Origin of the sequence: Acinetobacter sp. YH12041 (assembly GCF_013419975.1) — a bacterium.
In the GTDB taxonomy this organism is placed as follows: domain Bacteria; phylum Pseudomonadota; class Gammaproteobacteria; order Pseudomonadales; family Moraxellaceae; genus Acinetobacter.
On record NZ_VOZC01000013.1, the window covers coordinates 1 to 11,420 of the forward strand.

The following is an 11,420-nucleotide window of genomic DNA, read 5'->3' on the forward strand; positions in this document are numbered from 1 at the left end:
GTACCAGCGTACGGCCCACAGAATGATGTCACGCTGAAAATGCCGGCCTTTGAATGGGTTCATGTGCAGCTCCATCAGCAAAAGGGGATGATAAGTTTATCACCACCGACTATTTGCAACAGTGCCGTTCAGGCAGTACTTCATCAACCAGCAAGGCGGCACTTTCGGCCATCCGCCGCGCCCCACAGCTCGGGCAGAAACCGCGACGCTTACAGCTGAAAGCGACCAGGTGCTCGGCGTGGCAAGACTCGCAGCGAACCCGTAGAAAGCCATGCTCCAGCCGCCCGCATTGGAGAAATTCTTCAAATTCCCGTTGCACATAGCCCGGCAATTCCTTTCCCTGCTCTGCCATAAGCGCAGCGAATGCCGGGTAATACTCGTCAACGATCTGATAGAGAAGGGTTTGCTCGGGTCGGTGGCTCTGGTAACGACCAGTATCCCGATCCCGGCTGGCCGTCCTGGCCGCCACATGAGGCATGTTCCGCGTCCTTGCAATACTGTGTTTACATACAGTCTATCGCTTAGCGGAAAGTTCTTTTACCCTCAGCCGAAATGCCTGCCGTTGCTAGACATTGCCAGCCAGTGCCCGTCACTCCCACTCTATTGATGTGTGCTTAAAAAACAGGAGGGTTTAACTTGGTAAACTATACATACTCATTAGGAGTTTACCATGAGCAAGAAACAGAAGACTTACACCGCAGAATTTAAAGCTGAAGCCATAAAAGCCATTGAAGAGAACCAAGGTAATGTATCGGAATCCGCTAGACAACTTGGCATTTCAATGCAAACCCTTTCGAACTGGAATAACAAAGCAAAGGCTGGAACTTTAGCAGGCACAAAACAGTATTCGCCCGATCTAAACGCCTTACTCGAAGAAAATAAGAAGCTTAAACAACAGCTCAAAACAGCTGAAATGGAACGTGAATTTTTAAAAAAGGCAGCAGCGTACTTTGCCAAAGAAAGTCAGTGAGGTACGCCTATATGAAATCGCAAAGCCACTTATTTCCGATTATTTTAATGGCTCGATTACTTCGTGTATCCGTTTCTCGCTTTTATGATTGGCTAAAGCGAGGCATGAGTAAAAGATCAATTCAGCGAAATCAGCAGACAATTTTGGTCAAAATAGCCCATGAAGAAACCAAACAAAGCTATGGCTATGTTCGATTAACCAAGCATTTACAAGCGCAAGGTATCAAAATAAGTACGTATGCTGTGCGCCAAATAAAAAAATCAAATCAGTTGTATTGTAAGCGCCATAAGCGTTTCAAAAGAACCACGAACAGTGATCACAACCGTTCTATTTATGACAATTTACTCAAGCAACAGTTTTCAATGACGAAGCCTAATCTTGCGTGGTCGAGTGACATTACCTACATTTGGACGGCTGAGGGCTGGTTGTACTTGGCAGCTGTCAAAGATCTTTACACGAAACAGGTTGTTGGCTATAGCTTAAATGAGCGCATGACAGCCAAGCTTGTTTGTGATGCATTGAATATGGCTATTCGCAATCAGAAACCTGCTAAAGATCTCATTGTACATTCAGATAGAGGCAGCCAATATTGCAGTAATGAATATCGAAACTTACTTGAGAAATTTGATTTTCAGGGTTCAATGAGCAAAAAAGGCGACTGCTTTGATAATGCACCGATAGAGAGTTTCTGGGGCATACTCAAAAATGAACTAGTCCATCATCGCAACTACAAAACAAGGGAAGAAGCCAAAGCGGATATTACAAAATATATAGAGTTATTTTATAATCAGCGAAGAATTCAAAAAGGCTTGGATTTTAAGACACCAAATCAAATGGCAGAAGACTTTTATCGGTTAGCTGCCTAGAATCTCCCAAGTGAAAGTCTCCTGCTAATTCAGCACACATCACTGTTGATAAATTTTCTAAACAAAAAGGATCAAACTAATCTATAAGCTTTGTGGGTTAGAAAAAAAATAACTCACTTTGCATTGATCATATTTAAATTCTTGTTTTATCCATAGCACTAACCTATTAATTTTAAAAAATAATAGGTACTGGCTAAATAGCAAATCGATACATATCTTTTTCATAGAGGAAATATGATTTTAGTAAGTTCTTGTCTGGCTGGCTTAAAGGTACGTTATAACGGGACGCATAGCTTAAACGAAAAAATCGAAAAATTAGTCAAAGATGGAAAAGCTACTATGGTATGTCCAGAGATTCTTGGCGGTTTATCAACACCACGCGAACCTGCCGAGATTTCGGGAGGTAATGGCGATGATGTCTTAGATGGAAAAGCCTGTGTAATTGAAAAATCAGGAAAGGATGTGACTTCAATCTATATTGAAGGGGCATATAGAACTTTAAAAAAAGTTCAATTATTAAAAGCTACTCTGGTAGTGCTTAAAGAAAATAGCCCTTCATGTGGTAGTTCAATGATTTACGATGGTCAATTTAATGGGAATAAGATCTATGGCAATGGAGTTACCTCCGCTTTGCTTAAACGTCATAATATAAAAGTCATTTCAGAAGAAACTTTTTGGCAACTTTTACCCTAGTTCCTCCGCTTTTATTTAAAATCTTCATGCAACTCCAACCACGCCCCCCTTTGCAATATCAAGTCTCTTCGGTATTTAGAGATATAGTGAGGTAATAATCTAAGAAGCATATCCATTACTTCCACATCAGTTAAAAAGTAGTGGTTCAATTTTATGCTGTAATTCTTTAACAATTTTAGCAAGCTGATCATGTAAAACTAACCAACATTGCTCATGACCTTGCCCAATATATTCATCTATTATGAGTTGCAAAATGTCTTGATCTATCTGACTTAAGAATTCTAAAAACCATGTCGCAGCAACATCCTTGGCAACTATTGTTTTATGATCTAATGTATAAGCTATACGGCATAGCGCTAAAATTTGATTACATTCATCCTGATCGTCTTTCCAATGAGCAATAATTTGTGGATAAGTTTTTTGCATGGCAAATATTAATTGTTCATAGCTAATTGGATTTAACCAATCGCAAATATCAGGTCCAAAGATAGTAATGTTATGTAATTGGGCAGTTTTAAGTAAAATACTAATATCTGGATCAGATTGACTATAAAGTAATTCACCTTTGAGTAATTCTTCTCTCAACCACTCGCCATATTGTAGCTGATATGTATATGGATGATTTTTATTGGTAATACTCCCTTTTTCTAATATCGTAATTTCTAAGGCACGCGCTGTAGCATGACCAATCGGAACAGATATATTTAGAAAATTCTGCGCTAATTGTTTTCTTTCCTGATCGGTAATTTCACGTTCAATAATAACTAAAATATCAAGATCACTTTTATGTTTTAAACCACCATCAACATACGAACCATATAAATAAATAGCATAAAGCTTATCTTTAAAATTTTTTTGTAAAAGCTGTTTTACACTTTCAACTTGGCGACACTCTTCATCATTTAAGCTTTGCATATGATTTTTAATTTAAAAAAATAAGTAATGAATTCATAGAGCATTATACAGAATAAGTGTAAATAATTTAATCAATTAGTAAATAACATACTATTTTTACAATATATTTACTTTCAATATAGAGTTTAATACATAAAACTCTATCAATCAAAAAAAGCTTGAAACAACATCTGAATAGTAAGAGTCATTTCCTCCTCACTTAGAGATGGATCCGGAAATTTGAACAACTCCTATAAGTGATACTCTGCTCCTCAAATGATGTTATAAACATCAATATATGGAGTATTTTATGGCACGTAGACCAAGAAGAAATCATTCAAACGACTTTAAGGCTAAGGTAGCACTTGCTGCGATCAAAGCAGAAAAAACACTTGCTGAATTGAGTTCTGAGTTTGATGTTCATCAAAACCAAATTATTGACTGGAAAAATCAATTGATCTCAGCTTCCTCACAAGCTTTCGATCAATCAAAAGCTCCATCAGAACCTCCCATTGATCTTAAAAAGTTACATGCAAAAATCGGTGAGCAGGCATTAGAAATTGATTTTTTAGAAGGTGTGTTGAAGAAACTGGGCCGCTTCAACCACAAAAGTTAATCGATCACTCACTTCAGATTTCAGTATCTAAACAAGCTAAGTTACTGAAAGTCTCTCGTGGTTGTTATTATTATCGCCCAAAACCTGTTAGCTCATCAGATCTGAAGCTGATGCGATGTATTGATGAATTACATATGCAATATCCTTTTGCAGGCAGTCGTATGATGCGTGATTTGTTGAATCGTCAAGGGCATCATATAGGACGACGTCATACACGTACTTTAATGAAGAAAATGGGTATTCAGGCGTTATATTGCAAACCAAATTTAAGCCAGGCTAATCAAGCTCACCGTAAATATCCATATCTGCTCAAAGGATTGGCTATTCAGCGCAGTAATCAAGTGTGGTCTACTGATATAACGTATATCCCTATGGCAAAAGGCTTTGTTTATTTATGTGCTGTGATTGATTGGCATAGCCGCAAGGTACTTGCGCATAGGGTATCGATTAGTATGGAGGTGGATTTTTGTATTTCGGCTTTAAATGAAGCGATTGAAAAATATGGATCACCTGAAATATTGAATACAGACCAAGGCAGTCAGTTCACCAGTGATGCATTTATTGATGTATTGAAATCAAATGGCATTCAAATCAGTATGGATGGTAAAGGTCGATGGGTAGATAATGTGATGGTTGAACGATTATGGCGGAGCGTTAAATATGAAGAGGTGTATCTCAAAGCTTATAGCAGTGTCACAGATGCGAAAAAGCAATTGAGTGCATATTTTGAGTTTTATAATCTGAAACGACCTCATTCGAGTCTAGACAAAATGACACCAAATGAGTTTTACTATGATCAGCTACCCCAACAAAACAAGGTGGCTTAACTAGAGCGGAATATCACTTATAAATACGCTTTTAGTTGTTCAAACAAGTGGAACCACCTCTGTTTGTAATGATATTTTATAAAATTCAATATTAGATCTGCAGAGAAAAACTTATCAAACTAAGTATTGGCTAGTCTTTTTCTTCGAAAAACTTATCAAACGAAGTATTAAGTTAATCTTTTTCTTCAACTTCTTCCTTAAACTCAAACAAATCATTCATCGTACAGTTAAAGTACTTACACAACTTATCGGCGACTGGTAATTCAATACGTACAGCACGGTCATAATACATACTTGTGAGCGTGTTGCGATTGATACCTGTTGCATGCACCACTTCACTTAATTTTAAAATTTTTCTATCGCCCATGAGGCTAGATAACTTACAAGTAATCATATTTAAATTAATTTACAAAAAATAACTTGCTGTGGGTTATTTGAAGTTGTTGACTGAGTAATACTTTGCTAAAATTAACCTACAGCAGGTTATTACAACTTATAGAAAGTATATTTTATCCATTTCAACTAAATTATAACTTTTTAAATATAAGGATTGAACCTGCATTAGATTATTTTGTGGAGATGACCGCCGTGTTACCAAATGAGTTATTGATCAGCCAGCAAGCTCGTGACTTAGGAAATCAATTAATTAAAGAAATGAACATCAATAGAAGTTATGGAATGGCTAATTTTCTTGGAGTAAATACTTGCTATGATAATCATCAGGCTGTACTTATTTGGACATTTCAACTGCTTGAAAGGGAACCTGCCTTAAATGAATTAGCAGAAATTAAAAAATATTTTCTTTTAATCTTTCCAGATAGTGTTTATCAATTAGCCTAAGTTGTTTTTAAAATTAATTTATTAAATAAAAAGCACTAAATCAAAGAAAGCTTTATTTAAAAATACCTATTAATTCAAAAACATACCATTTACTGAATATATGAAGCATAGGTTCCTGCTCTATCACTCACTCGTACTAAAATTACATCGCTCTTTTTACTGATACTAAACAATTTATGTCCACGCCACGTTCTGCGGCTTCGAGGGCTAGTTTTTGTTGAACCACTGAGAACAAGGACAACAAACTGCCTACTATATTTTCCCGGAGAGTGGTGTAGGAACTTTTTCATTATTGCTAATCATATCAGCGACAACATCAGCAACGAGCTCCTCTATTCCTGAGAATGCTTTAGACTGATCCGCATCAAGCCAAGACAATGATGGAAACTCAGCACATCATTCGTTTAAGACCTATTTTAATGACGGCACTGGTCGCAAGTTTAGGTTTTATTCCAATGGCGTTAAACACTGGAATTGGTGCAGAAGTACAACGACCACTAGCAACAGTTGTTATCGGCGGTATTGTATCTTCTACAATTTTAACTTTGTTTGTATTGCCTATTTTATATCAATGGGCGCATGGCTCTGAGAGTAGCAAACAGCAATCCGACGAAATTTAAAATCAAAAAAAGCAGCTTAATTACTAGGTTATGCCTAATTAAGCTGCTTTTAATATTGTATGCCCAACATTTTATTGATAAAGCTTACTGCGCTTCATCCCGACAATTTTCATTTAAAAACTCAAACTCTATCGTTGTATGCGATAAATGATAGGAAGATAATTTAGCTGCAACTTCTTGTTTAAGCCTAATTAATTCTTTAACGTCAAAGTTGTCACTCAGCTCAAGGTGCGCTGTTAAAACGTGACTTTCACCATCTAGTGACCAAAAGTGCATGTGGTGGATACCATTAACTTCAGGAAATTCCATTAGTGATAGTTTAATACGCTTTTGAGTCTCTTTATCGGGTGCAGCTTGAAGAAATAAAACGAGTGTTGATTTCAGGTTTTTGAAAACATTAAACAAGATGAACAGCGTGAACCCTATTGATAAAAGGGGATCTAATATCGGCAGTTCAGCGAACAACAGTACGATAGAGACTATAAGAACGGCAACCCATCCAAGTACATCTTCAAGAAGGTGCCATGTCAGCACTTTCTCATTTAATGTTTCACCCGCTTTTAATTTTAATACAGCATATCCGTTAACGGCAACGCCGAGTATCGCTAGCCCTAACATCCCCTCGACTACAGGCATTTCAGGATTGGACAGCTTTGGAATTGCTTCAAATAAAATCCAAATTGAGCCAATGATTAAAACAATACTGTTTATCAATGCGCCAAAGAGAGTAAGTCTACGATAACCATAACTAAACTTATCTGATGCTTCTTTATCTGAAAAACGACTTAAAATCCACGCAAAACCTATTGAAAGACTATCACCAAGATCGTGAACTGCATCTGCCATTATCGCCGTACTGTTAGTGAGCCAACCACCTATAAATTCGATAATAGTGAATGTCACATTAAGGAAAAATGCCCAACCAATACGGTCATCTTTACCATGTTGATGACTATGATTATGGTTGTGCATTTTGTACCTCTAGTACTTTTCTATTTCTTAGTTTTGATACATTCATATTAATCAAGTGACGTATCAAGCGTTGATATATCCAGCGTTTGAACCCCGACAAGTTAGTCCCTTTTTCGAGATAGAACTCATCAGGGGAATCATAAAGCCCAAAGTCATCATGAATACCTTCTTTTTGAATATAGGTATTTTCTCCACGCCAATCTGTATCTGGTGATGAAAAGCACTTTGTTGCAACACCATAACCACAAAAATCATCTTTTACTTGGTCAAATTTCTCCTGTAGAGAGCTTAAGTATTGCTCATCCAATATAAAGCCCTCTAAGTTTATCCAACGCCCTTCAAAGTAAACTTCTACCCAACTATGAATGATGTATTTAGGTGCTAACCAAAATACATAGCTTGGGATAGCACCTTTTTGTAGTTGCTGGTCTATGGTAAACCCATGAAATCGGCATTGAATGCCTAGTCCACGCAATAGTGCCATTAACAGATTACCCTTAGTATTACATTGTCCATAACCATCTGCTAGCACATCGCTTGCTGCAATATCATCGCTTTCATTATAACCAAAGAAAATCTCATCTTTTACAAACTGATAAGCGGCACCAATTTTGTTGAAGTTATCCAAGTTTTTCCACCTACGTTGATCGATCAAGGATTGGATATCTTTGTGTTCAAAATTAACGATATTCGTATTGTTTAAATATTTCTCAGTCATTTTTTATATATCCTTTTCGTTGCATACTTATACTATAGACTCTATAGTAACTATAGAGTCAAATGTCTGGGGGAAATTGATGAAAATAGGCGAATTGTCAAAAAAATCGGGCTGTTCAATACAAACGATTAGATATTATGAAAGAGAAGGATTTCTGTTAAATCCAAATCGTTCAGAAGGTAATTTCAGGCTGTATGATAGCAAAGCACTTAAACAATTGGAATTCGTAAAGCATTGTCGCAGCCTAGATATATCACTCAATGATATTAAACGTCTTATCGAATTAAAAAATAAGCCAGAAGAAAGCTGCTCTAGCGTTAATGCATTAATTGATCAGCAACTTGCACTAGTGAATAAACGCATGAAAGAATTAAGGGCGCTTAAAGCTGAATTACAACAAATGGCTAGTGCTTGTGGTTCGAACAACCCAACATACTCATTATATTCTGCTGACCATGTAACACGGCAAGTATATTGTTTACTATCCATTTGAAACCCCATAATGTTTTAAGTCTATGTATAAAAGTACGATTTTCACTTAGCAGTACTTAAATAATCACCCCACCACTGCATCATTTCAGTCCGCTGGGCTAAATAGTCAGCGTGATTATAGCTGGCACGGGTACGGTTCTTATCAATATGTGAAAGTTGTGCCTCAATCCAGTTATCCTGGAACAAACCTGAGTCATTCAAAATGGTACTAAAAGTGGAACGTAGTCCATGAGAGGATAATTGATGTTTTCCATAGCCCATCTTACGTATAGCCATATTTAATGTATTAAAATGAATCGGTTGATTATGTTTCCGTGGGCTAGCAAAAATGTACTTTTCACCGTATGACCATTGCATGACGTCTTTTAAAATATCTAAAGCCTGATCTGAAAGTGGAACTAAGAAGTCGGGAATCTCATGGCCTAATATGACTTTTCGTCGAAACTGTTTAATATGCAAGGCAGGTATTTTCCAGACTTTTTCATTTAAATCAAAATGATGAGGCTCAGCCAATAACAATTCAGCCCCTCGCACGCCAGTATGTAATTTGAACAGCAGTGCTTTTTTAATAATCGGATGGGCATCCAATTTTTGTAATTTATACTTAAAATCAGATATATCCTCCGCTTTCAAATACGGATAATTTTTCTTGATTTTACTGTTAATGGCGATTTTATTTAAACCATGCGCGATGTTGAATTCACAATAACCCATCGCTACAGCGTAGTCATAAATTTGGTTCAAATAACTACAAGCTTTCTTGACAGGTTCTTTTACTTGGCGTCCCTCTATTTTTTTGATTACTGAAACCAGGTCATAACGCTTGATGTTTTGAAAAGGTAGATCCTGAAGGTCTGGATAAATATCTTGCTGTAAGCATCTTTCTGCTAACTGTAGTACACCACAGCGGGGTAGATCGTTGAAGGCATTTTTCAGTTTGAACTGTAACCACTCCTCCCCGACCTTACCAAAGGTGATGACATTAGAGGCAGTATCTTGTTCAAAACAGAAATCATTGTCTTTAAAGTCATCTCTGACTTGTCGTGCCTTTTTCAGCGATAAATCAGGATAACGACCTAACTGAATGCGTCGACGTTTTTTAGTTTGTGGATCTGTATAGCGATAGCACCAAGATTTTCTTCCACTCGGCTCAATCTTCAGGCTAAGCCCATCTTCATCGGATAAAAAACTGGTTTTTTCCTTACAATGAGCTTGGCGAACTTTAATTTCAGTAAGACTCATGGAATTTAAATGAAACCTAACAATGGGTTGATTGGATCAATTATATCAAAATAGAACGCTTTATGTATGATGCGTACACTACGCATCATATAGATTTGTAAAGTATTGTTTTATAAATTTATTATTCAATATACTTTAATTTTAGTAACCAGTAGGAGTACCACTTCTTTTTTAGTTCTCAAATATCACGTTTTTTTTGACGCAATGATTCTATCTCGGACTTCGTCAGCTGTTTTACGAGAGATGAGGATATACTTTACCTCCCACTCTGTGAGCCTTTCAACGTCTCACGGCTCTATTTAATGTTATTGAATAATCAATGGATACCAGTAAAGCCTTTTAGGTCTGCTATTGTTTCTAATACAATAGTCTCCACGATCAAGGATTGGACTCAATGCATATTCCAGCATAAACCTACCACCTATTCCTATTCGCACCCTACCACTCATTCCTATTCCAAATCGGCCACTTAGGGTTTATTCAGTAATAGAATTTAAAGGCTTTATTGCCCAAACCTATATTCTTAAAAGCTTATTCAGCAATATAATTCTTAGATAAATTGCATATTCTTATCGTAAAGGACACTGATTCTTCTTTCATTTGGACAGTTACTATGAATTCACTTCCGTCCTAATAATCTGCCCCAAAAGCTTTTTGGCTTCCGATTCGGATCGGCTTTGTTGCACAAATACCTAAGAATATGATTTTATTAAATTTATTCTTAGGTTGAAATTTTCACAAACCTTTAAAAATCAGTGCCTTGCAAAATGTTTATGCAACAAAGCCTATTTAAATCGGCAACTTGAACATATTGATAAGTTAATAAATAATCACATAGATCAAGATCCAACATTGAAACAGGATTTGAAATTACTGCAAACTATTCCTTCAATCGGTGAACGATCAGGCTTATTACTGTTGGGGTTATTTCATTCGCACAAGTTTGAAAAAGCAAGTCAAGCTGCTGCATATGTAGGTTTGGTTCCAGTACATCAGTTGTCTGGCAGTTCAGTCAACAAGCAAAGTCACTTATCAAAAGCAGGTGACAGTAAAATACGCTCAGTATTGTATATGTCGGCATTAACAGCGATTAAATATAATCCACACATTGAAGCTTTATATCAACGATTATTAAGCCAGGGTAAAAATAAAATGTGTGCTTTAGGTGCTGCAATGCGCAAGCTTATACATCTGTGTTATGGCGTTTTAAAACATCAGACTGCCTATCGAAGAGATTATTTAGTGGTCGAATAATCTCAAAACCTGATTGACTACCAAGACGGTATCTCAGGTCCCGAATTTATCAGTCACGAATTTGTGCGCTGGGCTACTGAGCACGGTATTCGTATTGAATATATTCAACCGGGTAAGCCACAGCAGAATGCGTATATTGAACACTATAATCGGACCATACGTTATAGTTGGCTGAGCAAGCATTTATTTGATACTTTGGATGAAGTACAAGATTATGCAACAAACTGGTTGTGGCATTACAACCATGAAAGACCACATCAAGCTAACAAAGGAAAGCCACCTCTAATGGCTGCTTAACCTCTACTTTTAACTTCGGTTATTTATTGAAGGATTACCTTAAAAACTATTAATGTAGCTCCATTTTAAATAAAGAACCGCTTTTTTATTCAAAATAGGGTAGGAACGACTTTAACTAA

The 11,420-nt window shown here is 36.7% G+C and carries 10 protein-coding genes and 6 pseudogenes; 8 read left to right on the top strand and 8 right to left on the bottom strand.

Going from position 1 to position 11,420, the window contains the following annotated elements; all coding sequences use genetic code 11:
* Window positions 1-124: 124 nt before the first annotated feature.
* Window positions 125-478: pseudogene (locus FTU00_RS10820) on the bottom strand (transposase zinc-binding domain-containing protein); the annotation flags it as partial.
* A 192-nt stretch (window positions 479-670) separates the two neighbouring features.
* Here FTU00_RS10820 and FTU00_RS10825 point away from each other — a divergent pair.
* Together FTU00_RS10825 and FTU00_RS10830 are read left to right on the top strand one after the other, a co-directional pair.
* Window positions 671-1,836, top strand: a protein-coding gene (locus FTU00_RS10825) for an IS3 family transposase (RefSeq protein WP_119285041.1) whose coding sequence is annotated in 2 segments (ribosomal slippage) — window positions 671-929 and window positions 929-1,836 — 1,167 coding nt in all. Because the reading frame shifts where the segments join, the coding sequence is not laid out codon by codon here.
* Between the two features lie 234 nt (window positions 1,837-2,070).
* A complete protein-coding gene (locus tag FTU00_RS10830) occupies window positions 2,071-2,529 on the top strand; it encodes a DUF523 domain-containing protein (protein WP_077170035.1) in 459 nt (152 codons plus the stop codon).
* Window positions 2,530-2,655: 126 nt separating this feature from the next.
* Here the strand turns inward: FTU00_RS10830 and FTU00_RS10835 are convergent, their stop codons facing one another.
* On the bottom strand, window positions 2,656-3,444 hold the full coding sequence (locus FTU00_RS10835) for an aminoglycoside adenylyltransferase domain-containing protein (protein WP_038350081.1): 789 nt from the start codon (window positions 3,442-3,444) through the stop codon (window positions 2,656-2,658).
* Between the two features lie 277 nt (window positions 3,445-3,721).
* On the opposite strand from FTU00_RS10835, the gene FTU00_RS10840 reads away from it, so the two are divergent.
* A protein-coding gene (locus tag FTU00_RS10840; protein WP_099046175.1) for an IS3-like element ISAba14 family transposase occupies window positions 3,722-4,866 on the top strand; the annotation gives its coding sequence in 2 pieces (ribosomal slippage) (window positions 3,722-3,986 and window positions 3,986-4,866; 1,146 coding nt in all).
* A gap of 172 nt (window positions 4,867-5,038) precedes the next feature.
* Here FTU00_RS10840 and FTU00_RS10845 read toward each other — a convergent pair.
* Window positions 5,039-5,260 (bottom strand): helix-turn-helix transcriptional regulator, encoded by a 222-nt coding sequence (locus FTU00_RS10845; protein WP_004658364.1) that lies wholly within the window; start codon window positions 5,258-5,260, stop codon window positions 5,039-5,041.
* A gap of 194 nt (window positions 5,261-5,454) precedes the next feature.
* Between FTU00_RS10845 and FTU00_RS10850 the strand changes: the two genes are divergently transcribed.
* On the top strand, window positions 5,455-5,706 hold the full coding sequence (locus FTU00_RS10850) for a hypothetical protein (protein WP_004658363.1): 252 nt from the start codon (window positions 5,455-5,457) through the stop codon (window positions 5,704-5,706).
* Window positions 5,707-5,958: 252 nt separating this feature from the next.
* Here the strand turns inward: FTU00_RS10850 and FTU00_RS10855 are convergent.
* Window positions 5,959-6,102, bottom strand: a pseudogene (locus FTU00_RS10855) (antitoxin HicB); the annotation flags it as partial.
* Between FTU00_RS10855 and FTU00_RS10860 the strand changes: the two are divergent.
* Window positions 6,102-6,326, top strand: a pseudogene (locus FTU00_RS10860) (efflux RND transporter permease subunit); the annotation flags it as partial. The pseudogenes FTU00_RS10855 and FTU00_RS10860 overlap by 1 nt on opposite strands.
* An 84-nt stretch (window positions 6,327-6,410) precedes the next feature.
* On the opposite strand, the gene FTU00_RS10865 reads toward FTU00_RS10860, so the two are convergent.
* Entirely contained in the window at window positions 6,411-7,298 is an 888-nt protein-coding gene (locus FTU00_RS10865) for a cation diffusion facilitator family transporter (protein ID WP_127800877.1), read from the bottom strand.
* Window positions 7,285-8,016 carry a transglutaminase family protein gene (locus FTU00_RS10870; protein WP_005245162.1) on the bottom strand — a complete coding sequence of 244 codons (732 nt, stop codon included), beginning with the start codon at window positions 8,014-8,016 and terminating at the stop codon, window positions 7,285-7,287. Before FTU00_RS10870 ends, FTU00_RS10865 begins: the two co-directional genes overlap by 14 nt.
* Window positions 8,017-8,095: 79 nt before the next feature.
* Here FTU00_RS10870 and FTU00_RS10875 point away from each other — a divergent pair, with 79 nt between their 5' ends.
* Window positions 8,096-8,509, top strand: a complete 414-nt coding sequence (locus tag FTU00_RS10875) for a Cd(II)/Pb(II)-responsive transcriptional regulator (protein WP_179989169.1) — start codon at window positions 8,096-8,098, stop codon at window positions 8,507-8,509.
* 41 nt (window positions 8,510-8,550) lie between these two features.
* On the opposite strand, the gene FTU00_RS10880 is transcribed toward FTU00_RS10875, so the two are convergent.
* Both FTU00_RS10880 and FTU00_RS15660 read right to left on the bottom strand, forming a co-directional pair.
* Entirely contained in the window at window positions 8,551-9,750 is a 1,200-nt protein-coding gene (locus tag FTU00_RS10880) for an integrase arm-type DNA-binding domain-containing protein (protein ID WP_005245164.1), read from the bottom strand.
* 185 nt (window positions 9,751-9,935) lie between these two features.
* Window positions 9,936-10,037, bottom strand: a pseudogene (locus tag FTU00_RS15660) (recombinase); the annotation flags it as partial.
* 490 nt (window positions 10,038-10,527) lie between these two features.
* Between FTU00_RS15660 and FTU00_RS10885 the strand changes: the two are divergent.
* A pseudogene (locus FTU00_RS10885) lies at window positions 10,528-11,004 on the top strand (transposase); the annotation flags it as partial.
* A 33-nt stretch (window positions 11,005-11,037) separates the two neighbouring features.
* Window positions 11,038-11,301, top strand: a pseudogene (locus tag FTU00_RS10890) (integrase core domain-containing protein); the annotation flags it as partial.
* Window positions 11,302-11,420: the final 119 nt, after the last annotated feature.